Raw genomic sequence first — 22,835 nt, forward strand, 5'->3', positions numbered from 1 at the left:
CGCATCGGTTACGGGATAACAGGTTTATTTATTCACGAATTGACAGGGATTGACAACTGAACCGATACGGCTGATTTGGCTGCGAGGGCGTCAGTACACCCACCTGATAACGCCCCGGTGCCAGTACGATGGTAAGAATTTCCGAGTGCGCCGATGTAACCGGTTTGTTCAGCCAGAAATGCCGGAACGTAAAGGGTGTTTCGGACGCGTACAGGATGGTGTGGCGGTCCGATTTGATAACAATAGCCGCCTGACCTAAATCCGATGGGTAGGCGTCGAACGCCGTTGCAGTTTGGTAAATCACTCCCCCCCCATATAGAGTCATTGACAGACATGAATCATTCGTCACCGTACTGTTCATCGCCTTCAGCAACGGTTCGACGGGGGTAATGTAGCTTTCTGGATATTTATATATACCCCGGCTAACGGATTCCCGCATAACTGAGCGGGCCATGTTGGCAAAAGATGTTCCCCAAGTGGCCCCCAATCCAATATCGCTGTGTTTCTGGTTCATCGCGCTGGTTAGCAACATCTGCTTTCGAAAGGCCATTTTGGGCCAATAATACCCGTAGGTAAACAACCAAACAAACACACCACCAATCAACCCGATACGTAAGCACCAGCGCTTTGCCTCCCAGGTGGCACATTCACTCAATAGATTGAGGTAAATAAGAGCCGTCAGGACTGCCGGGTAAATCATGTAATTACTCACTACCATCACATCGTAGCCGTACCGAAGCCGGAGCAAAGCGATTATAGCTGCGTTTCCGTAGAAGAAAGCGTAGGCTCCGCTAAAGAATAAGCGTCGTTTTTGTAAACCTTCATCTAGCTGCTCAACCCTGCGCGTCCACAAACTGCGGTTCATACGGTAGAGCAAGCCTACGACAATTGCCGCCAGTACTACACCACCCACCGTTGGCGGTACGTACCGCCAACTGGTTTTGACAGCCGGAATAAAGTCAAACAGGCCGCCAGTAAATGTAAAAAACGCAGCTAACGCCTGTGCCGGATGCGCCAGGCTATAGGCTAAACTTTCGCCGGTACGGCTTGCGCTTTGAAAATTATAAAAATAGAGAACAACGGCCAGCACACTACCCGCCAGCCAACCGGCCAGCTTATACCATTTTTTATTGAGCGCCAGCACTATCCCCCCGGCTACCCACCCCATCAGGCCGTTGCTCATAGACAGGGTAGCAAATACCTGCATGACGATCGCTCCGGCAAACTGATTGCGTCCGGACCTGGTTAGCAAGTACAACGACCAAAGCGTCAGGCAAATCACAACAGGGTGCTGAAGACCTGGTATGGACCATAAACTCGTCAGGTAATACTGGGGTTGCAGCATCAACAAGGGTACCGGAACAAACAACAGCCAGGATGCCTGCATCGACCGAAATACCCGGCTCAGCAGAGCCAGTACACTCAACATAAAGAGCAATGCAATTAGAATGAGCCACCTGAAATTGACTTCTCCCGTCAGGTAATACATACCCAGGGTAATCAGTTTCGCGACTACAATCCGGTGCTCGTTGTTCGGGACAAAAATATTGTAGATTTTATCCGAAAAGTCCGTTGCATTCGTATACGCCAGGGTAAAGCCAAGGAAAGCATCAATATCATCGAACCAGGGAACGTTTACGGCATAAGTCCATACAAAGAGGACAAAACAAACGATTGGTAACGCGATCAGGAAGGGAGCAACCTTCTGTAGGCGGGAAACAAAGGGTCTTTCGATGGGTGCGGTAAGCGTTGCAGCCATAAGAGAGCTCATTTTTTTCAGATTTAAAGAAGCGAAAAACGACAGCCAGCAAACAGCAGATACCCTAACACGAAGCAGCCATGATCTCTCAATTCTCCCCTTTAAATGAGCCGTAAAAGGCTAAAATTCTATAGTGTAGAGAAATTCGTATTCAAGACATTGAGAGTAATAACTAACTAATAGTAAGCGCGTTAGAGAATCTATCCGAAAATAAGTTCTTTTTGCTGATCAGGCTACTTAAATTAAAGAATAGCTACCCCATTAACTTTAATGAATACTTGAATGTTTTTTTTATCCCCGAAATCATAAATAAGTAGCTATTAACTTGCTTCTATATACGCTTTTAGAAATACTATCTCCCTCAAGGCGGTAAAGCCTGCTCTGGTAATTAATTAGCGATCAACTACCTTACTTCCGGCGTTCACTCCTGACCTGCTTACTGATGACTGTCCGACGGATTACGTCTTACATTGGCGCTTTCACTATGGCTATTCTGTGTGCCGGTCTTCGCTCAGACCGTACAATAACTTACCACAGCAACTGGCCTTCCTAACTCAACGATTACCGGCCTGGTACAGGATCAGGCCAGCTTTATCTGGGTTAGTACGGCGGATGGGCTAGCGCGTTATGACGGCCAATGAGGTGATCCAACAGCATCACTTAAAACGAGCCGCTCAACTGCTGCTTGCGGGTCATAATGTATTGGAAACCGCCTACCTCGTTGGCTAGATAGTTCAGCGCATTTTTCCCTGATTTTCAAAGATTTTTTTCAACAAACGCCTACAGAATATATTCAACGGTAGGCATGACTCAATACCGATTGTATTTGGCTCAAAACCAAACCTTACTTGGGAGTTAGTAACGGAATATTGCAGGGCAGTTCACGAGAGCTGTATACTTTTTCTATACCTGTATATATTTCTATGAAACCGCTTTACACTTGTTTACAGTTTGTGAGCCTTTTTGTAGGCTTAACAACGTCAGCGCTTTCCCAAACAACCATCACTGGTTCGGTTCGGGACGCAACGGGTAAACCTTTACCCTTCATTAGCATCGCACTATTAAACGCCCGTGATTCGAGTTTGATCACAGGCACCATTAGTAAAGAAACGGGAAGCTATACGTTCGAAAACATTAAACCAGGACAGTACAAGCTGATGGTCTCGGCAGTAGGCTATGCCCCAAACCGAACCAGGGCGTTTGATATAACATCATCCCCTACGGAAATCCCGGCCATCTCGCTCACCGAATTAGCCAAAACCCTCAATGCAGTAGCGGTCGTTACATCCAGCATGTTCGCTGGGCACTCGATACGAGGCTATTCCTCGTCAACATGAGCTATTCGTTTGGCAACCAGAAGCTAAAAGCCGCCCGACAACGACGTACGGCTGCCGAAGAAGAAATGTAGCGGACCAATTAGCAAAGCCTTATTGAATTGCGAATACTATCAACCCACTGATAAACAGGAAAACCTGCCTGTTACACGGAGTGCTTCATTACTTATTTTTTAACCTAAATCTCGTTTACCCATGAAAACCATGTTCCGTTTACCCCTCGTAGTTTTAGCTGCCCTTCTTCTGTTTGTCAGTGCATCGGCGCAAGCCCAGCAAACACCCCGCTACAAAGACGTGGTGGTCGAAAACCCCAATGCCGAAGCCGATATGAAAGTGGTTAGTGATTTTATTAATGCACTCGTATCCGGCGATTTAGCAAAAGCCCGATCGCTGGCATCGCCAACGTATATAGGGCGAGGACCAGCCGCCACGGATTCTGCTAATGTGGACAAGGTGATTCAGAACTGGCAGGGAAACCACAAAACCCAGTCAGATCGTAAGGTTACGTTTGTCACCCAGACGTTCAAGGTGCTATCAGGTGCGCTTAAAGGCAACTGGGTGTCGTTGTGGGGAGATTACACGTTTACGCAGGCAGGAAAAACGATCAAGTTTCCGTTTCAGTACACAGCGGGCGTAGCCGATGGGAAGATCCTGGGCGACCGGATTTATTACGATGTGCTGTCCATTTACACGCAGCTAGGTTTCAAAGTTACCCCGCCCGAAACGTCCAAGAAGTAACCCATTTCGCTCAGGTTGGCCCCGCCATCGCTGGCCAACCTGAGTAGGAACCTTATCCTCCGCTTATCATCAGCCTGTTGGGTCGATAAATGAAAAGTTTAACGGAACATACAAGCTCGATAAGACTGAAGCTTTTGATTCTCTTTCCGCAAAATGGGTTTCAACCAAATGGAATGGGACGTACATAGATGGATTTATTCAATATGACGGAAAGGGGCATATGAGTGTTCATCTCTTTCGACGATTGAGCATCATAGAGTTTCGGCCACAGAGCCCCAAAATTTCGGCACTGTCTTAACCCGTCACTTCGAATTCAGGAAAGATACGTTGCTGTTAACAACCATCGAATATATAGAGAGTAGGAAGGGAAGACTTCGATGGATCAAACTTTAGATTCGGAATACCTGGCTGGATGTGCTGCTCAACGGTCGGCTATATCCGCTTAATTAACCTGCATTTCCTTCACTTACCCCCTAAACCTTTTAGCAACTCATGTCTACCATTCTCATTACCGGATGCAGTACCGGCATTGGCTTTGCCACCGCCGAAGTGTTGGCCCGTAGCGGTCACACCGTTTACGCCACCATGCGTAATCCGCAAGGGTCGCCCGAACTGGAAAAGCTGGCCGAGCAGGACAATCTGCCCATTATTGTTTTGCCAATGGATGTCAATTCCGACGAATCAGTAAAAGCAACCATTACGCAGGTGTTGGCTCAGGCGGGCCAGATTGACGTGCTTGTGAACAATGCCGGTATCTTCCGGCTAGGTGCCGTTGAAGAATTACCGCTTTCGGCATTTCAGGAAGTAATGGAAACCAATTATTTCGGTACCATTCGCTGCATTCAGGCGGCATTGCCGTCTATGCGGGAAAAGGGGGCGGGCTGTATCGTCAATGTCACCTCAATCGCCAGTAAAATCTATGGGGGTTTCCAAGGGACGTACGCAGCCTCAAAAGCAGCTGCTGAAGCCTTCAGCGAAAGCCTGGCCGCTGAAGTTCAGCCCTTTGGCATCAGGGTGGTGCTGGTTGAGCCGGGGGTTATCGACACGCCAATTCTGGACAAAATGGAACGTCCATCGCCTACTACCAAGTACCCAATCGTAAACCGGGCAAAGGCGTTTTATGCGGCTTCGCAGGCGAACCATGTATCACCCGGCTTAGTAGGGGAAACAATCCGGGATATTTTAGCGGGCAACGACACGCAAATGCGCTACCCGGTAGGCCCGGATGCAGCTCTGTTACTTGGCTGGCGGGCGTCATTATCCGACTATGAGTGGATTTCGTCGGGCAATGTAGACGAAGAGACCTGGATCGCCGGGATGGACCAGTTAGGTCTGAATGTACGACCATATCTGGGGGCTGGTAAATAGGCGGCTTCCGGTTACGTATAGCGCCTACGTCAGGACTAACCAGATCTTCGTATTAGTAGTATGTAAAATTCCTAAACCTCTTCACTACATGACCACGACCTCCGTTTTTTTATCTGTCATTGCCAGTTTCCTCACTATCACCAGCTACGGTCAGGAAAATTCAGTTTCTATCGTTGTTGACGCATCATCCAAAGCCGTCAAAGTGACTGAGGCTACGAAGATGGCGGGAAAAGCCGTTTTTGCCACTTCCTGTCAATCGTGCCATACCAATATTGCTGAGTCCAAAGCGCCTAGTTTGGCTATGCTGGGAGCCATGAGCCCACGCGCCATTTATACGGCGTTAAAGACCGGAAAGATGCAGACTCAATCTCAATCTCTTTCTGATGAACAACGCCGGGAGGTGGCCCAGTGGATTACGAACCGGCCATTTGCCGAAACAAAGCTTCCCAAGGCGGCTTTTGTACCCTTCTCGTTACCCAAAAATGTGCCTGTCTCGTCGGGCTGGGGCGGTAATCTGGCGGGGACCGGATTTACACAGAATACCCGTATTACGCCCGAGAATGTAACATCGCTCAAGGTAAAATGGACGTTTGCTTTCCCCGACGGCACCCAGATACGCAGCAAGCCGGCCGTTGTTGGCGACTGGCTTCTTGTGGGTAGTCAATTTGGCGATGTGTACGCTATTCAAAAGCAAACGGGGAAAATCGGCTGGCATTTTGTGGGCGATGCCCCCATCCGCGGAGCCATTTTTATCGGAAAAAGCGGGGATAAGTTACGGGCCTATTTCGCCGATTTCACCACCAATGTGTATGCCGTTGATGTAGCGTCGGGTAAGTTAATCTGGAAGAAACGAGCCGGGCAGCACCCGCAGTCGGGCAACACCGGCTCAGTAGCCGTTTATCAGAACACGATTATCGTGCCGCTCACCTCCAATGAAGTGACCACATCCAAAGATCCGAATTACACCTGCTGCACCTCATCGGGCGAAGTAATTGCCCTAAATGCCACAACCGGTGATTTGATGTGGCGGCATCGGGTAATTCCGCAAGAGGCATTGGTAAGCGGGAAGAAGAAAAACGGGCAAAACTTTTATGGCCCCTCAGGAGCGCCCGTCTGGAGTAGCCCAACCATTGATACAAAACGTGGATTGGTCTATATCGGTACGGGTGAAAATTACACAGACCCGCCGTCAACAACCAGCGACGCTATTCAGGCCCTGGATATCAAAACGGGAAAGCTGGTCTGGAGTTATCAGGCAACCTCACACGATACATGGAATCTGGCTTGCCCCGGCGATCCTAACTGCCCCGAAAAAGCTGGCCCTGATCTGGATTTTGGTATGGCCCCTTTGTTGGTAACGACCAAACAAGGCCGGGATATGCTGGTCGTTGGTCAAAAAGCGGGCGTTATTCACGCACTCGACCCCGCAACGGGCAGCATACTATGGCAAACCCGAATTGGGAAGGGCGGCATGCTGGGTGGTATTCACTGGGGAATGGCCTCTGACGGCAACTATGTGTATGCGGCTAATGCAGATAATAGTCTTGTCTTAGACCCGCGCGACCCGAACCGAAAAGCCTCGCCGGGCCTTTACGCGCTCGATGTTAATACGGGCAAGGTAGTCTGGAACCAGCCAACGCCCAACGTTGAGACAGGCAAGCCCTATATACAGGCCAATTCGGCGGCTCCCCTGTTGATTCCCGGGCTGGTCTTTGCGGGTTCACTCGACGGGCACATTCGCAGCTATGAAGCCAGCACGGGCAAAATTGTCTGGGATTTTGATACGGTACAGGAATTCAAAACAAGTAACGGCATAGCGGGCAAGGGCGGGTCGATCGACGGCCCATCGCCGGTCGTATCAGGAAGTATGTTATTTGTTAACTCAGGCTATGGCATGTTCGGAGAGACGCCCGGTAACGTACTGATTGCCTTTGACCTGGATAACTAACTATCCTGTTTTCTAGCCAGCACCTCAATAAATCGCACCTTTTCCATGAATCCTCAACTCTCGTTGATCACCGCCCGCACCGTTGCGGTGAAATCCCTTACCCTGTGAAATAAGCCATCCTAAAAACCGGCGCATCCGTCGACGACGGTAGCCCGTAGCTCGGACAACTGATCACTATAATGGCTCAAAATCATTAATGAATGGCTCAAATCTGAAAGTGTCCCGGTAAAAAACCGGCAAACTTTGACTCACTCAGATGGGTAAATGAATTCCTTCATGAACAGGCATTCATAACCAGGCTACGGGCTAAATGCGAATACTATGTCGTACGAAAAAAAATTTCTTGATCTGGGGCATGAGATCCCTCCGGTGGTTCCATCCGTTCCTGCCGGTTACAACTTTGTACTCCATCGTCAGATTGGCGAAATGCTGTACGTGTCAGGGTACGGCCCATTCTGGGGAGCCGATGTCCCCGTTGAATACACCGGAAAAATTGGTCAGACGTTAACACCCATTCAGGGATATAACGCGGCCCGGCTAACGGGCATCAACTTGCTGCTTATTGTGCGGCAGGCCATTCAGTCACTTGATAACGTAGTTCAGATCGTAGCGGTTGAGGGGTTGGTCAATTGTACCGACGACTTTACCGATCAACCCGCTGTAATTAACGGCTGCTCTGATCTGCTCGTCTCCATTTTTGGTGACCACGGCCGCCACACCCGCATTGCGTCAGGGTCAAATGCCCTGGCGTTGGGGATCTGCGTCGAAATTACGCTGACAGTCCAGGTGCGTTTGTAATTTTCTTCACGCTACTTAACCTTCTTAACTATGTCCACGACAACAACTTTCTGCGTAGGCACCTATCTCACTACTCGCCTGGAGGAACTGGGAGTCGGCCATTTATTCTCCGTACCAGGCGACTATACCAGCGATCTGCTGGAGATTGTCGATACCAAAAGTACAATTCAGCGGATTGGCAATTGCAACGAACTCAACGCCGGTTACGCGGCCGACGGCTATGCAAGAGCCAATGGTCTGGGAGCGGTGGCGGTTACAACGGGAGTTGGCTCATTTAGCGTCCTCAACGCCATTGGTGGTGCCTACGTTGAGATGATACCCGTGGTAACCATTATTGGCACGCTGAGCAACGTGAAGCGACTAAATGCCATTAATGCAGGCGAGTTGTTTCACCATAACACGGGACCGGGCGACGAAAATCGGCTGGTTTTTCAAGGCGTAACCGTTGCTTACGAGCAAATCAGCGACCCTTTACAGGCTCCGAATCAGATCGACCACGCGCTAACAATGTGTATTAGTCAGAAGCGTCCTGTGGTTATCGAAATCCTGGAAGACTGTTACAAACTACCCTGTCCGGCCCCACAGGGTACATTATCGCCTACGCCCCTGTTTACTCCGCTGGAGCAATTAAAAGTACTGGCCCCAACCAATACCTACGCAAAAGGCATCGTAACCGCCGTGCATGATGCCGCTCAGGAAATCTGTACCCTGCTGACAGACAAGAAGGTAAAGCCTGTTTTCTGGATTGGCCATGAACTAGGACGCTATGACCTTCAGGAGTTGTTTAACCAGTTACTGGCCAAAACCGGGGTGCCATTTGTGAGCAGCTTGCTGGGGAAAGCGGTTTTGGCTGAAGATACGCCAGGTTATCTTGGAATCTACAACGGTATATTTTCCCAGACTCAGTTAGCCGATTACGACTGCATCATTGCGCTGGGTGTTTGGAATACCGACCTGAATGTATTTGGCGAAAAACTAAAAGCCCCCCTTGGTACCGGCAATCCGGCAGCGGTTCTGGCCACTCGTAATGTTGTGAAAATAGGTACAACGCTATACTCCCAGGTATCGCTCGAAAACCTGCTGACCGAAGTCCTGGCGCAACTTAAGCCACAGTCGTCAACATCAGATGTTTATTCGACAGCTGTGCTCCCTGCCTGCGAACAGGAAGCCGACCAACCCATCACCTACGATACTTTTTTTGCTGGCCTGAACGGCTATCTGACTCCTCAAAATCTGGTGGTAGCCGATATTGGGCTGTCTACCTTCGGCGGGTCTTCGTTTCTGACGATAAACCGGCAAAACGGATTCCTGGCGCAGGCGATCTGGGCTTCTATCGGATGGAGCGTGCCAGCCGGGTTGGGAGCGTCGTTCACGCCGGGCGTACGTCCGATTGTTATTGTAGGCGACGGTGCCTTTAAACTTACCTGTCAGGAAATTTCCACGATGGTGGCCTGTGGCTGTAATACGGTCGTATTTGTGCTCAACAACGGCGTATATGCTGTTGAACAGATTCTACTGAACGCCGAACCCTTTCAAAAAGACTCCACGGCCAAATTTGAAGCGGCTAATGTGCTGCAAGCGTGGGATTATATCAGTCTGCTGAAAGGATTTTCTAACAACGATCCGCAGGCGATGAGTGCTGCGGTGAATACCATTGGCGAGCTGAACGAGGTACTGGCGCAAATCAGTATGCATTCCGGCGCAGTATGGCTGGTGAGCATCAACCTTAATGAGCGCGATTTCCCGGCCAGTTGGCAACCTTTCGTTACGCCGAAAGACTGACCATACAGCCAAATCCAGCCTCCTCTTTTTTAGCAAATACTACCTCGTTTTATTTTCTTTTAAACTTCCTGTAAGCAATGTCAACTCAATCTGTCCACCACTCCTGCGACGTACTGATCGTCGGGGCGGGTATGTCGGGGCTATTCGCTGCCTGGCGCCTACTCAACCATAAGCCCGACCTAAATGTCGTAATTGTTGATAAGCTCAACCGCACGGGTGGTCGTTTGCAAACCACAACAGTCTCTATTCGGGGTACTGACGGCAACGATTATGATGTAGATAACGAGGAAGGCGGTATGCGCTTCGTGCCCGAAGGCACAGGCATGCCCAATCTCTGGAGATTGTTTCATGAGCTGAACCTGCAACCGATCCCCTTCCCGATGGGCGATGAAAATAACCGCTATTTTATTCGCGGGCGCTCATTCACCAAAAGTAAAACCCCCATCATCTGGCAGTTCATGTACAACCTGGCACCTCAGGAGCAGAACAAACAGCCGGGCGACATTTTCGGGGAGGTGCTGGCGGCTATACTGGCGGAGAATAAAGATCTATACACCGTTGCTGCTGGTCAAACCTTTCCGTCTACACCCGACCAGTGGATTCAGTTTCGTAATACGTTTACCTACAAAGGCGTCGCTTTGCATAGTTGGGGGTTGTGGACATTGCTACAGGAATATGGCTTGACGCAGGAGTGTATCAATTGGCTCGATCAGGCTATCGGGTTTATGGGGCCGGTCGATGCCTTTATCAACGCCGGTGAAGGCTTACAGATCATCCTTGATTTTCCGAGTGCCGCTTCGTTTTTTACACTGCCCGGCGGCTATCAAACCCTGCCCGACTGCTTGGAGCATCAGATAATACAATTGGGTGGAGACATTATCCTGAACAAGACCATCGACTCTATTACTGACAAGGGCGACTATAAATTGGCTACCGGAGAGGGAATTAACTACCGGGCAAAACAGGTTATTCTGGCTCTTCCGCGCAAGGCCATCGAAAAGCTGGCCGATGCGTCGCCCGCATTACATCACGACCACAAGTTCATGGAGGCTGTGGGCAGTGTGCATAATATGGAGCTGACCAAGATTGGTCTGTATTTCGATCAACGCTGGTGGCATGATCCGGCATACGGAATCAACATCAGCAGCGGTCCGTCATTTTCTGATCTACCCGCCGGTTCCGTCTATGCTTTCGCGCACGACCCGGCCAATCCGGAAGCCGACCAAAAGTATAACGGCCCGGCGGCCCTGACCATCTATACCGATTTTATCCGGGGCAATTTCTGGAAAGAGCTGCAAAATATGGGCGAGCCCTACCATACAGTCGCTTTCCCCGACAACCCCGATAATACACAAGCGGCTACGACTCCACTCGTCAAAGAAGCGATGCGGCTCATAAAAACCATTTTTGGTCTCAATCCTGACACCGCCGTGCCCGAGCCGGTACTGAGTACGTACCGGATTTGGGGGCAGGGTGAGTTTGGGTATGGCTACCACCAGTATAAGCTAAATGTAGACGACCGGCAGGTGTACAAGTCAATCTGGAATCCTGCCAGCGGCATCTACGTGTGCAACGAAGCCTGGTCGCCAGAGCAGGGCTGGGTCGAAGGGTCTTTGCTGGCAACGGAGCATGTCTTGCAGCAAGGCTTTAAACTGGATCCGTTTTCGGCTCCACATCAGGATTCACCAGTCGTTTCTACTTCCAGAACCATTAACCAGTACTAGCGATGAAATCCAAATCAATCAAAGGGAATTCGGTAACTGAAATAGCTAACCAGTTAAGCGCTTCATTGGCCGATGGGTTTAGTCCCACTATTGCGATCGTGTTCATGTCAATCAAACAGGACATTGCGGCCATTTGCCAGCTCCTTGATGATCAGTCTATTACTATTTTCGGCGCAACGACAGCGGGTGAGTTTACAGATGGTGAAATCGGGGAAGAGTCTGTCGCGATATTACTGATGGACTTGAAACGGGACTACTTCCGGATCGAATTTATCGAAACCGGAACCAATACTACCCGGCAGGTTGCAGGGCAGATTGGTGAAAACGGGGTTCTCACCTTTAATAAGCCAGCTTTTATTGTGGCTTCAGGAGGTATCAGCACCGATGGGGAAATGATTGTGCAGGGTATTGAAGACGCCGTTGGTGCTGAGAGTCCAATATTTGGCGGTATGGCCGGGGATGATTTCACCATGACAGGCACCTTTGTGTTCACGAACAACAAAATCAGTAACGATGGCCTGATCGCCCTGATTATCGACAATGAACGGGTAAACGTGCAGGGACTGGCCACCAGTGGCTGGAAACCCGTAGGCACGGTTCGAACCATAACCCGCAGCGAAGGCAATGTTGTTTATACCATCGACGATGAACCCGCGCTGGATGTTGTTATTCGGTACATGGGCGTCGACAAAAACCTGGACGCCTGGAAAGATGTCATTGTAAATGTAGGTTCGGAATTCCCAATGCAATTACAACGAGACAGGTCTGCCCCCGTGCTGAGAGCCCCCCTTTATGCCAATCAGAACGATCGCTCCTTAGTATGTGCGGGAAGTGTGCCACAGGGAACAAAAATTCGATTTTCGCTCCCACCCGATTTTGACATCATCGACAAAGTAGTGGCCGAGTGCAACCAGATAAAAGAACTTGAGCCAGAAGCCGATGCATTAATTATGTTCTCCTGCAAGGCGCGCCACCTGTCGCTGGGGCCGATGGTCAGCGACGAAATTGATCAGGTAATGAATGTCTGGAATAGCCCCATGGTTGGTTTTTTCAGTTATGGCGAAATTGGAAAAACGGTGCAGGGGAAGCACGAATTTCATAATAATACCTGCTCACTGGTCGTCCTGAAAGAGAACTAAACGTGAATCCATCTTTACAAACACTACTAAACCTGATTCAGCAAAACAGTGCTTTGTCTAAAGCAGATCAGGAGGCTATGAACAAAGTTGTGAAGGAGGTAAGTAAATCACTGAGCATAGCCGAATTTAAACTAAGTCGGACAGAAAAAGAGAAACGTACCGTCTCGGTTTTGCTTGAGGAAACCATTGATGAGCTTCAACGAAAATCCTTAGTGTTGGAACAAGCCAATATCAATCTGATTCAGGCCATCAATACGGTTAAGGCTACTCAGGAGCAACTAATTCATAAGGAGAAACTTGCATCGCTTGGTGAACTCATGGCGGGCATTGCCCATGAGATTCAAAACCCGCTCAATTTCGTCAATAACTTCTCGGAAGTAAGCGCCGAGCTGGTCACCGAGATCGAAGAAGAACTGCAAAAGCCAGATCGAGATGTCGAACTAGAAACCGAGTTGCTGACCGACTTAAGAAAAAACCTGTACAAAATCAACCACCACGGTGGCCGGGCTTCGGCCATTGTACGGGGCATGCTTGACCACTCCCGCACCTCTACCAGCGAGCGACGTCTCATCAATCTTAACGCCCTGACCGATGAGTACCTGCGGCTGGCTTACCACGGCTTAAGAGCGAAGGACAAAAACGTCAACTGTGAGCTAGTTACATCCTTTGACACGCATCTGGGGGAAATCGAGCTGATGCCTCAGGAGATAGGCCGGGTGCTGCTAAACCTGTTTAACAACGCCTTTTACGCCGTTCAGGAAAAGCAAAAAACTGCCCCGGTTGATTACCAGCCTACCGTTACGGTCAGTACCCAGCTGTTGAGCCAAGCCGTCGAAATTCGGGTGAAAGACAACGGTATGGGTATTCCCGCCACGATCAAAGACAAGATCTTTCAGCCTTTCTTCACTACCAAACCCACCGGTGAGGGCACGGGTTTGGGCCTGAGTCTGAGCTACGATATTATAACAAAAGGGCATGGAGGAACTATGGAGGTCCGAACAGAATCGGGTCTCTTTACCGAATTTATTATAACGTTACCAACCTCTCCACTCCCGGCATAAGCTGGAAATGGGCTTTGGACGACGCAGATGTGGCAAGGCACAATCTGCGTCGAATTTACCATGACTTCGACGCTGGCTTTCGTGTTGGGAACCCCTTTATCCCTACGCGAACATCCACGTTTGGGGCGGCCCTCCCCGACCCGTTACCGCCCCGACCCGTTACCGCCATCTGTGTTTCCAGCGACAGCCGAACGCGTTTAAACCAGACGGCTGGCAAGAGTAAAATCCGATCATATCGAATCCAGTTGATGACTTTCTGTTTGAGGTACGTATTCAAGTAAATCGCCCGGTTGGCAGTCCAGCGCCCGGCACAGGGCTTCGAGCGTATTGAATCGAATGGCTTTGGCTTTACCTGTTTTTAAAATAGACAGGTTAGCCAATGTCAGGTCGACTTTTTCGGCCAGCTCGGTCAATGACATTTTTCGACGGGCCATCATCACGTCTACATTTACAATTATTGGCATGGCTTTCAGATCGTTAGTTCCTGCTCCTCTTTAAGATATAACCCGGAACGAAACACTTCGGCCAGTCCGAATAATAACAATCCAATAAAAAAGCTGGCCGACAGTAAACCCCATAAACCATATCCTCCCTGCTCGAAAGCAACGTAGTGTTTTTTTAGCAACGCGATAACATCATCTTTAATCCATAGCCAGCGTAATGGGTCAATTACCGTATCAAAAAGAAAAAGTCCTCCTAAAAGTCGGATACGAAATACATTGGCTGAACTGAACACATTCACGGTACCCACACTGTCCATAATCTGCTTTACCTGATGCAACATCAGGGTAATCAACATGGCACCCAAAAAATACCAGCCGGTGATTTTCCAGTACAAACCGGCATTTTCTTCAATAAACGGCCGGTTAAAATAAATAAAACTCAGCGATGTCTGGAAGGAACTCTTAGCCGTAACCACAAAGCCCTTGTCCCCATAAACAACTTCTTCGCCCAAGCGTACAGGTACTGTAGTAAATAACTTGTACTGCTCAATCGGCCAAAAATAGAGGTATACCATGACGAACAACCCGGATACAATCAGACACAGGCATGCATAATAGATAAATGCCACAACAACCTTCAACGGTTTGATATAAGGTGAATACATAGAGGTAAAGGATCTAAATACACTCAAATTTATCAATAAATATTTATTGATAAACAATAAATATTTATTGATAAATTAAAATATAGAACGTGATTTTTGGGAATCTATGCTGTGTATTTGTAGGGTACGGGTATAATTGTAATTTTGACCGATAAACATGGTAAACGTGTAAACCTGTTGATGATGTGATTTTGTCAGGTATTGAGTACCCTAAATAGCTACACAATTTAGCTAATGATTTAATCATCAAGGCTTTTACTGTATTCACAAAATAATTTTCTTTTTTGCACCGTAACGTTCTTCGTTACTTCATAACTAATACCCGTTTAGTAAACATACGATGACAACTTCTCTCGACTCCTCGACTCAGCAACGCGTTGACCAGTGGCTTGGTGGTAATTATGATGCCGCTAGTAAAGAATCCATACAACACCTTATCGACTCGGGCAATATTACCGAACTGACAGACTCCTTCTACCGCGACCTCGAATTTGGCACCGGTGGCCTACGGGGCGTTTTGGGTGTTGGCTCAAACCGCATGAACCGCTACACGGTTGGTGCCGCTACGCAGGGTCTTTCCAATTACATCAATGCGGCTTTTCCGGGCCAGGACATTAGCGTGGCCATTGCCCACGACAGTCGCCGGATGAGCCCTGAATTTGCGCGTTTAGTAGCCGATATTTTTTCGGCCAACGGCATTAAGGTATACCTGTTCAGCAGCCTGCGCCCAACCCCCGAGTTGTCGTTTGCCATTCGGCAGTTGGGCTGCCAGAGCGGTATTGTGGTAACGGCCTCTCACAACCCACCTGAGTATAACGGCTATAAAGTGTACTGGAACGATGGTGGTCAGGTGGTTTCTCCCCACGACAAAGCCATTATTGCCGAGGTGAGCAAGATTACCTCCGTTGATGATATCAAATTTGACGGAATTCCCGAGCGGATTCAGCTGATCGACGAAGAAATTGACGCCCCGTACGTTGAGCGCGTTAAATCCAATGCCGTAAATCCGGATGTGATCAAGCGGCAGGCGAATCTGAATATTGTCTATACGCCTATTCACGGAACGGGTATCACGCTCGTGCCCCGCGTTCTGGATGCGCTGGGCTTTACTAATGTCCACATCGTGGAGGAACAAGCGACACCCGATGGCAACTTCCCAACGGTGAAATCGCCCAACCCCGAAGAACGGGCCGCCATGCAACTGGCCCTCGACTTGGCCAATAAACTCAACGCCGACCTCGTAATGGCTACTGACCCCGACGCCGACCGTGTAGGCGCCGGAGCCCGCAACCACCACGGCGAATTTGAGTTGCTGAACGGCAACCAGATGGCCAGCCTGATTATTTATTACCTCCTCAACGCCTGGAAAGATGCGGGTAAACTGACGGGTAAAGAGTTTGTTGCCAAAACCATCGTGACTACCGACCTCATCGACAAGATGTGCGAACGCTACGGGGTCAACTGCTACAATACGCTCACGGGCTTCAAATACATTGCCGAGGTTATTCGTGAACTGGAAGGCAAAGAGCAATTCATTGGTGGTGGCGAGGAAAGCTACGGCTACCTCATTGGTGATTTCGTGCGCGACAAAGATGCCATTGCTTCCTGCGCCATTATTGCCGAACTGACAGCCTACGCCAAAGATCAGGGCAAAAGCCTGTTCGATATGCTGATGGCCATGTATCAGGAGAATGGTTTCTACTACGAAGCGTTGGTTTCGCTGACCAAAAAAGGAAAATCGGGTGCCGAAGAAATTCAGCAGATGATGGCCGACTTCCGGGCCAATCCCCCAAAATCCATTGCCGGTTCAGCCGTTGTTCGGGTAGATGACTACAAAGCCCTGACCCGTCTTGATCCATCAACGGGTCAGACATCCGTCATTGAATCGGGGAAAATGGGTATCGAACCCTCGAACGTACTCCAATTCTTCACGGAAGATGGCACGAAAATCTCCGCACGTCCGTCGGGAACCGAGCCAAAAATCAAGTTCTACGTAAGCGTAGTAGAGCCGCTCGAAAGCAAAGAAGCCTTCGATGATACCTATGCCCAACTGAAAGCAAAAGTGCAGCGCGTCATTGACGACCTGAATTTAAATTAAGTAATTAATACCAATACCTATAGCGGTTAAAAAGCCCTGAAAGACGTCTTTCAGGGCTTTTTTGGCATTATTCCCATTCCAAACAAAATATTTCTCATTCTATATATTAAAATACAATTAAAACTATCTTTTTTGTATTGAGTATAAATACTCAGCAAACTAATCTAATCTAATTATAAAACTATGAAAATTGCGTACCCAAAAGTGTACCGCATACCCCTGCTTCTCTTGATAAGCTGGTTCGTTTGCGTAGGGACTGTTATGGCTCAGGATCGCCGAATTACCGGCCGAATCACGGACGGTTCTGAAAATAGTCCGCTCCCTGGTGCCAACGTTGTCATTAAGGGAACCCAAACCGGCATGGTAACCGATGCCAATGGGCAATACACGATCCTGGTTCCCTCCGGACGCAATGTGCTGACCATATCAGCCATCGGATTTGCTGCCTAGGAGGTTACCATTGGTAACAAAAGCGAAGTGAACGTCGCGCTGGTCGCCGACATTAAAACCCTGAATGAAGTGGTTGTAACAGGGTACGGTGCTCAGTCTAAACGGGACATTACCGGAGCCATCGCCACCGTAAGCACAAGGGAGTTATTATCAGTACCGGCTACCAACGTGGCGCAGGCCCTTCAGGGTCACGTGGCGGGCGTATCGGTCGGCAACGAAAACTCGCCCGGTGGTGGAGTTATCGTTCGTATCAGGGGCTTTGGAACGCTGAACGACAACTCACCTCTGTATATCATTGACGGAGTACCTACCAAGGGAAACCTGAACACCATCAACCAAAACGACATTGAGTCGTTGCAGGTGCTGAAAGATGCGGCTGCGGCTTCACAATACGGTGCCCGAGCCGGTAATGGTGTGGTTATTATCACGACAAAAAAAGGGAAAGCCGGTAAACCCAAACTAACCTACGACGCGTACTACGGTGTGCAACAACGTGGTAAACTCCTCGATCTGCTCAACACCCAGCAGTACGCTGACCTCTGGTGGGAATCGCGCATCAACTCGGGTGTCCTGGTCAATGGAAACCCGCGTAATGCTCAGTTTGGTAATGGCCCCCGCCCGGTCATACCCGACTATATTTTCCCGGATGGTGCCATGAACGGCGATCCACGGGTTGACCCCGCTAACTATTCGACCGACATTGACGCGGCCGATTTTCGCCGGAGTAAGTGGCTAATTACCAAAGCCAACAAAGAAGGCACGAACTGGATGGAGGAAATTTTCAACCCTGCTCCTATTCAAAATCACCAGTTGGGGGTTTCGGGGGGTACGGAAGGTGGTCGTTACGCCATTTCCCTCAACTACTTCAACCAGGAAGGTATCATGAAGTACACGGGTTACAAACGGTATTCGGCCCGCGCCAACACCGAGTTTAACATCAATAAACGTGTCCGTATTGGCGAGAACATTCAGGTGGCTTATGCCGAACGTATTGGTGGTCCTTTTTCTACCCGTGGTATTGCCAGCAATCAGAGTGAGAGCAACGCCGTTTCGTTCGCTTACCGGATGCAGCCGATCGTTCCGGTTTATGACATTGCCGGAAACTTTGCCGGTACCAAAGGCGGTGACCTCGACAATGCCCGTAACCCGGTATCCGATCTGTACCGCAACCGAACGAACATCAACAAAGAAATCCGGTTGTTTGGTAATGCCTACGCCGAAGTCGACCTGGCCAAAAACCTGACGGCCCGTACCAGTTTCGGTATTGACTACAACCTGTTCAACGTTCGCGTGTACACGCCACGCGATTTCGAATCGTCAGAGTCGGCCGGTACCAACCAGTTGCAAACCCGTAATGATTACGAAGGTACCTGGACCTGGACCAATACTCTGAACTACAAAACGACCTTATTCGATAAACTTCGGTTGAGCGCCATTCTGGGGACTGAGTCGATCAGAAACTACTACGAATTTGTAAACGCTGTTCGTAGCCGATTTGCATCTGACGACATTAACAATCAGTATCTGGCTGCCGGTAATGCGGGTACACAGACCAACGATGGTAGCGCAACATACTGGCGCTTAGCCTCTGAGTTTGCCGTCGCGAACCTGTCGTTCGATGAAAAATACCTGCTGAGCGGAACATTGCGTCGGGACCGGTCTTCGCGTTTTGCGCCCGATTTCCGCATCGCTTATTTCCCGGCGGTTTCGGCAGGCTGGCGCATTTCGGAAGAAAATTTCCTGAAAAATACCGCATCGGGCTGGCTCAGCGACCTGAAACTTCGCGCCAGCTGGGGCCAAACGGGTAACCAGGAAATTGGCAATTTCAACCCCTATACATTCTACGGTACCAGCCCCGCCAACAGCTTTTACGACCTGAACGGCTCTCGTACGTCGGCGCTACAGGGCTATGACCTTTTCCAGTTTGGTAATGCACAGGCCAAGTGGGAAACCACAACCCAAACCGACTTTGGCTTCGATGCTTCGCTGTTGAAAGGTAAGGTCGATGTCAACTTCGACTGGTTCAACCGCGTCACGACTGATGCGCTCTTCCCGGTCGAGTTGCCCTTTACGGCCGGTAACGCCACTAATCCCTTCCGAAATATTGCTTCGTTCCGCAACCGGGGGGTTGAACTCAACCTGTCGTATAACGGCAAAGCGTTGAACAATGAACTGACCTACACGCTGTCCGGTAACATCTCCACCTACCGGAATACGGTACTGACCACCAATGGCGACCCCAATACCCAATATTTTGGTTTCGCTACCCGTCTGCCTGCCATGACCGTCACCCAAGAGGGCTACCCAATTTCGGCGTTTTACGGCTACACCATTGATGGCATCAATAACACACCGGAGCAGGCGGCATCCGGCCCCATCTGGAGAGGTTATAATAATGTAGTTACCTATCGTCAGGCCAACGGTACCGGCGTTGTGGGTGCGGGTACGTTCCGATATCGCGATCTTAACGGCGACGGGCTCATTACCCCGGCCGACCGGGGTATTATTGGCTCGCCCCACCCTGATTTTAGCTATGGCTTGAATATAAACGTCAACTACAAAAACTTTGGCCTTCAACTGTTTGGGCAGGGTGTTCAGGGTAACCAGTTGTTCAACTACGTTCGCTACTGGACCGACTTCCCAACGTTTGGCGGCAACCGCAGCCTTCGCATGTACGAGCAGTCGTGGCGACCCGGTGCAGATAACTCCAATGCTATGCTCCCCATCGTGCGGGCTGCCGACAACGTAAGTTCGGTTCCTTCGACCTATTACCTGGAATCCGGTTCGTATCTGCGTATGCGCAACATTCAGTTATCATACAACCTGCCGCGTACGCTGATGAACAAGATGGGAATGAGTGCCGCTCAAGTGTACATTCAGGGACAGAACCTGTTTACCATCACCAAATACACGGGTATGGACCCTGAAATTAACGTGCGTAACTCGCAGGGGGCTGTTTCGGGTAATACCGGTACGACAGCGGGCCAGAACCAGGATCGCCAGATTGGTGTGGACGAAGGCTTGTATCCAGTGGCCAGAACGGTGCTGGTTGGTCTGAGCTTAAGTTTTTAATTTCAGAAAATTCACAATGTAAGCCAGGATGATTGATTGCACCTTACGGGGACTGTTTATTCCATTACATTATTTGTCATACATTATTTTCTAATGAAAAAGACACTCATAACTTCTGCATTACTGACAGCCTTATTGGTTACAGGCTGCAAAGATTCATTTCTGGACGTAAAGCCACCCGCTGTCTTCGACGAAAGCGGTTTACAAAACCGGGCGGGCGTCAATTTCCTCCTCGTTGGTGCTTATTCACTGATGGATGGTTCGGGATCGGGCGCAACTTCCTGGCATGGCTCGGCCGACAACTGGATTTACGGCACTGTAGCGGCCGACGATGCCTACAAAGGCTCTACATCAGGCGACCAACCGGAAATCACGTTTATCGAGATCAAGAACATCCTGTCCGATAACTCACACTTCCGGGGCAAGTGGCGCACCGTTTACGATGGCGTTGCCCGTTCGAATGACGTTTTACGCGTTGTCGACAAAGCCGCTGACCTCACCGATGCCGAGAAAGTACAGATTCGGGCGCAGGCTCGCTTCCTGCGTGGCTGGTATCATTTCGAAGCAAAACGGATGTTTAATATGGTGCCGTATCTGGACGAAAAAACGTACAATCCCGAAGATCCGAACAGCACCAAAATCCCGAATGACAAAGACATCTGGCCCAGTATTGAAGCGGATTTCAAGTTTGCCTACGATAACCTGCCCAGCAGCCAGTCTCAGCCTGGCCGGGCTACCAAATGGGCCGCTGCTGCTTCGCTCGCTAAAGCTGAAATGTATCAGAAGAACTGGGCCGATGCCAAGGTCTTGCTAACGGCCATTGTCAATAGTGGCCGTTACAGGCTGATGGAGCGCTATCACGATAATTTCCGCGCTTCCATGAACAACAACGCTGAGTCAATTCTGGAAGCGCAAAACTCGGTGAACGATGGTGCTGGTGGGGGCGAAAATGGCAACAATGGCGCTACGCTGAACTATCCTTATGCCGGGCCAACCACCTGCTGCGGTTTCTTTCAGCCTTCACAGAATTTGGTCAATGCGTATAAAACCAATGCCAATGGTTTACCCCTGCTGACCAACTTCAACGACTCGGACGTAACGAGCGACCAAGGAGTAGAAGGAAATCAGCCCTTTACGGCATTTACCGGTAATCTGGACCCTCGTTTAGACTGGACGGTTGGCCGCCGGGATATTCCTTTTCTGGACTGGGGCCCAATGCCGGGTAAACCCTGGGTTCGCGATCAGGGCAACGGGGGGCCGTACATAGCTAAAAAACACCTGTTCTATCGCTCGGATGTGGGCACGAACACCTTTGCCAACAACACCCGTCAGAACGCCAACAACACCCGCCTGATTCGATACGCACATGTGTTGCTTATGCTGGCCGAATGCGAAATTGAACTGAGTAATCTGGAACCCGCCCGCGCCCTCGTCAATCAGGTTCGGAGACGGGCAGCGAACCCCGACGGATTTGCAAAAAAAGCGGATGGTACGAATGCGGCCAATTACGTCATCAATGAGTATACGACTACCTGGACCGATGCCACCGTAGCACGTAACGCCCTCCGGTTCGAGACTCGCCTGGAGCTGGCGCTCGAAGGCCATCGCTTCTTTGATCTCGTTCGATGGGGCATTGCCGATCAGGTGCTAAATGCTTACATGCAGCGAGAAGCCCGGTTACGCCCTTATTTCACCGGAGCTACTTTCGTAAAAGGTAAGCATGAGTACTACCCTATCCCGCTTCTTGAAATTACAAACAGCGCAATTAACGGTAAACCCGTACTCAAGCAGAACCCAAATTATTAAGCGCTGAAGAATGGACACTGCCCCTTTCTTTATTGGCTAAAACCAGAAATATTAGAGTTTGGGTGGTCGAACCGTAAGTATAGCTTACGGTTCGACCACCTTTTTAGTCTAAACCCGTCGACTTGTCATTCGTCAACCCGCGTGAGTCAAATAGACCGCCCAAAAATTTCTATCTTTGTAGGCTATTGGCAAAAAAACGCCCATGATTCTGCACGCTGACCACCTTGACGAAATTGACACAACGGCTCGCCAGCTCCTGGCAGAGGGTAGACACCAATCCGTTTGGTTATTTGAAGGAGACATGGGTGCCGGTAAAACAACGCTCATTAAAGCGATCTGTCGGGTGCTGGGGGTACTAAGTATCGTTCAGAGTCCAACATTTTCCATTGTAAACGAGTATACTACACACGAAGGGCATTCGATTTATCATTTCGATTGCTACCGGCTCCGCAATGAGATGGAAGCGCTTGACATTGGCATCGAGGAGTACATGGATTCAGGAAATTATTGCTTTATTGAGTGGCCGGAGCGAATTGCATCCCTCTGGCCTGCTACCTATTATCAGATCCACATTTCGGCAGATCCAGCCGGTCGCCGAACTGTGAAAACTGTGTTGGTTGAGTAGGTTATGGTATTCAGTTCATGGCCGT

Annotated in this window: 18 protein-coding genes; 14 read left to right on the forward strand and 4 right to left on the reverse strand. The window is 49.6% G+C overall.

The annotated features are described in order from the left end of the window. Nucleotides 1-28: 28 nt before the first annotated feature. Nucleotides 29-1,759 carry a hypothetical protein gene (locus CRO74_RS27140; protein ID WP_097130740.1) on the reverse strand — a complete coding sequence of 577 codons (1,731 nt, stop codon included), beginning with the start codon at nt 1,757-1,759 and terminating at the stop codon, nt 29-31. Nucleotides 1,760-2,712: 953 nt separating this feature from the next. On the opposite strand from CRO74_RS27140, the gene CRO74_RS27145 reads away from it, so the two are divergent. From CRO74_RS27145 to CRO74_RS27185, 9 genes are all read left to right on the forward strand, one after another. After that, on the forward strand, nt 2,713-3,096 hold the full coding sequence (locus CRO74_RS27145) for a carboxypeptidase-like regulatory domain-containing protein (RefSeq protein ID WP_179830317.1): 384 nt from the start codon (nt 2,713-2,715) through the stop codon (nt 3,094-3,096). A 192-nt stretch (nt 3,097-3,288) separates the two neighbouring features. Continuing rightward, the gene (locus CRO74_RS27150; RefSeq protein WP_097130744.1) at nt 3,289-3,831 is read left to right on the forward strand and encodes a nuclear transport factor 2 family protein; all 543 of its coding nucleotides are present in this window, start codon (nt 3,289-3,291) and stop codon (nt 3,829-3,831) included. Between the two features lie 492 nt (nt 3,832-4,323). Next, nucleotides 4,324-5,199 carry an SDR family oxidoreductase gene (locus tag CRO74_RS27155; RefSeq protein ID WP_097130746.1) on the forward strand — a complete coding sequence of 292 codons (876 nt, stop codon included), beginning with the start codon at nt 4,324-4,326 and terminating at the stop codon, nt 5,197-5,199. Between the two features lie 88 nt (nt 5,200-5,287). Continuing rightward, on the forward strand, nt 5,288-7,147 hold the full coding sequence (locus tag CRO74_RS27160) for a BamB-related PQQ repeat family beta-propellar protein (RefSeq protein ID WP_097130748.1): 1,860 nt from the start codon (nt 5,288-5,290) through the stop codon (nt 7,145-7,147). Between the two features lie 321 nt (nt 7,148-7,468). Then, on the forward strand, nt 7,469-7,945 hold the full coding sequence (locus CRO74_RS27165; RefSeq protein ID WP_097130750.1) for a RidA family protein: 477 nt from the start codon (nt 7,469-7,471) through the stop codon (nt 7,943-7,945). Between the two features lie 30 nt (nt 7,946-7,975). Continuing rightward, a complete protein-coding gene (locus CRO74_RS27170) occupies nt 7,976-9,727 on the forward strand; it encodes an alpha-keto acid decarboxylase family protein (protein ID WP_097130752.1) in 1,752 nt (583 codons plus the stop codon). 77 nt (nt 9,728-9,804) lie between these two features. Beyond that, nucleotides 9,805-11,451, forward strand: a complete 1,647-nt coding sequence (locus CRO74_RS27175; RefSeq protein WP_097130754.1) for a flavin monoamine oxidase family protein — start codon at nt 9,805-9,807, stop codon at nt 11,449-11,451. Nucleotides 11,452-11,453: 2 nt separating this feature from the next. Next, nucleotides 11,454-12,590 carry an FIST signal transduction protein gene (locus CRO74_RS27180; RefSeq protein WP_097130756.1) on the forward strand — a complete coding sequence of 379 codons (1,137 nt, stop codon included), beginning with the start codon at nt 11,454-11,456 and terminating at the stop codon, nt 12,588-12,590. Between the two features lie 2 nt (nt 12,591-12,592). Beyond that, a complete protein-coding gene (locus tag CRO74_RS27185; RefSeq protein ID WP_317042416.1) occupies nt 12,593-13,651 on the forward strand; it encodes a sensor histidine kinase in 1,059 nt (352 codons plus the stop codon). A gap of 55 nt (nt 13,652-13,706) precedes the next feature. Here CRO74_RS27185 and CRO74_RS31385 read toward each other — a convergent pair whose 3' ends face one another. Genes CRO74_RS31385 through CRO74_RS27195 form a run of 3 tightly spaced genes read right to left on the reverse strand, consistent with a single transcriptional unit; the run spans nt 13,707 to nt 14,669 of the window. Next, the gene (locus tag CRO74_RS31385; protein WP_144035986.1) at nt 13,707-13,928 is read right to left on the reverse strand and encodes a hypothetical protein; all 222 of its coding nucleotides are present in this window, start codon (nt 13,926-13,928) and stop codon (nt 13,707-13,709) included. Beyond that, the gene (locus CRO74_RS27190; protein ID WP_097130757.1) at nt 13,882-14,115 is read right to left on the reverse strand and encodes a helix-turn-helix domain-containing protein; all 234 of its coding nucleotides are present in this window, start codon (nt 14,113-14,115) and stop codon (nt 13,882-13,884) included. The genes CRO74_RS31385 and CRO74_RS27190 overlap by 47 nt, the downstream gene beginning before the upstream one ends. A 5-nt stretch (nt 14,116-14,120) precedes the next feature. Beyond that, complete coding sequence (locus tag CRO74_RS27195; RefSeq protein ID WP_179830318.1) at nt 14,121-14,669, reverse strand: DUF2975 domain-containing protein; 549 nt, start codon at nt 14,667-14,669, stop codon at nt 14,121-14,123. A gap of 430 nt (nt 14,670-15,099) precedes the next feature. Here CRO74_RS27195 and CRO74_RS27200 point away from each other — a divergent pair, with 430 nt between their 5' ends. The 5 genes from CRO74_RS27200 to tsaE all read left to right on the forward strand — a co-directional run bounded on the left by CRO74_RS27200 (nt 15,100) and on the right by tsaE (nt 22,810). Next, nucleotides 15,100-16,857 (forward strand): phospho-sugar mutase, encoded by a 1,758-nt coding sequence (locus CRO74_RS27200; protein ID WP_097130761.1) that lies wholly within the window; start codon nt 15,100-15,102, stop codon nt 16,855-16,857. A gap of 183 nt (nt 16,858-17,040) precedes the next feature. Then, a complete protein-coding gene (locus tag CRO74_RS32140) occupies nt 17,041-17,307 on the forward strand; it encodes a carboxypeptidase-like regulatory domain-containing protein (RefSeq protein ID WP_245877999.1) in 267 nt (88 codons plus the stop codon). Between the two features lie 9 nt (nt 17,308-17,316). Next, nucleotides 17,317-20,379, forward strand: a complete 3,063-nt coding sequence (locus CRO74_RS27205) for a SusC/RagA family TonB-linked outer membrane protein (protein WP_262508253.1) — start codon at nt 17,317-17,319, stop codon at nt 20,377-20,379. Between the two features lie 93 nt (nt 20,380-20,472). Next, a complete protein-coding gene (locus CRO74_RS27210) occupies nt 20,473-22,185 on the forward strand; it encodes a RagB/SusD family nutrient uptake outer membrane protein (RefSeq protein WP_097130763.1) in 1,713 nt (570 codons plus the stop codon). Nucleotides 22,186-22,387: 202 nt separating this feature from the next. After that, nucleotides 22,388-22,810 (forward strand): tRNA (adenosine(37)-N6)-threonylcarbamoyltransferase complex ATPase subunit type 1 TsaE, encoded by a 423-nt coding sequence (tsaE, locus tag CRO74_RS27215; protein ID WP_097130765.1) that lies wholly within the window; start codon nt 22,388-22,390, stop codon nt 22,808-22,810. The last annotated feature ends 25 nt before the right edge of the window (nt 22,811-22,835 follow it).

The sequence above is a fragment of the Spirosoma fluviale genome, from assembly GCF_900230225.1.
Classification (GTDB): domain Bacteria; phylum Bacteroidota; class Bacteroidia; order Cytophagales; family Spirosomataceae; genus Spirosoma; species Spirosoma fluviale.

What these genes read in the sequence shown, in the direction of transcription:
- CRO74_RS27150 (WP_097130744.1), top strand. Translation starts at nt 3,289, where the DNA reads ATGAAAACCATGTTCCGTTTACCCCTCGTAGTTTTAGCTGCCCTTCTT.
- CRO74_RS27160 (WP_097130748.1), top strand. Translation starts at nt 5,288, where the DNA reads ATGACCACGACCTCCGTTTTTTTATCTGTCATTGCCAGTTTCCTCACT.
- CRO74_RS32140 (WP_245877999.1), top strand. Translation starts at nt 17,041, where the DNA reads ATGAAAATTGCGTACCCAAAAGTGTACCGCATACCCCTGCTTCTCTTG.
- tsaE (WP_097130765.1), top strand. Translation starts at nt 22,388, where the DNA reads ATGATTCTGCACGCTGACCACCTTGACGAAATTGACACAACGGCTCGC.
- CRO74_RS27210 (WP_097130763.1), top strand. Translation starts at nt 20,473, where the DNA reads ATGAAAAAGACACTCATAACTTCTGCATTACTGACAGCCTTATTGGTT.
- CRO74_RS27140 (WP_097130740.1), bottom strand. Translation starts at nt 1,759, where the DNA reads ATGGCTGCAACGCTTACCGCACCCATCGAAAGACCCTTTGTTTCCCGC.
- CRO74_RS27175 (WP_097130754.1), top strand. Translation starts at nt 9,805, where the DNA reads ATGTCAACTCAATCTGTCCACCACTCCTGCGACGTACTGATCGTCGGG.
- CRO74_RS27170 (WP_097130752.1), top strand. Translation starts at nt 7,976, where the DNA reads ATGTCCACGACAACAACTTTCTGCGTAGGCACCTATCTCACTACTCGC.
- CRO74_RS27190 (WP_097130757.1), bottom strand. Translation starts at nt 14,115, where the DNA reads ATGCCAATAATTGTAAATGTAGACGTGATGATGGCCCGTCGAAAAATG.
- CRO74_RS27165 (WP_097130750.1), top strand. Translation starts at nt 7,469, where the DNA reads ATGTCGTACGAAAAAAAATTTCTTGATCTGGGGCATGAGATCCCTCCG.
- CRO74_RS27200 (WP_097130761.1), top strand. Translation starts at nt 15,100, where the DNA reads ATGACAACTTCTCTCGACTCCTCGACTCAGCAACGCGTTGACCAGTGG.
- CRO74_RS27180 (WP_097130756.1), top strand. Translation starts at nt 11,454, where the DNA reads ATGAAATCCAAATCAATCAAAGGGAATTCGGTAACTGAAATAGCTAAC.
- CRO74_RS27155 (WP_097130746.1), top strand. Translation starts at nt 4,324, where the DNA reads ATGTCTACCATTCTCATTACCGGATGCAGTACCGGCATTGGCTTTGCC.
- CRO74_RS27195 (WP_179830318.1), bottom strand. Translation starts at nt 14,669, where the DNA reads ATGGTATACCTCTATTTTTGGCCGATTGAGCAGTACAAGTTATTTACT.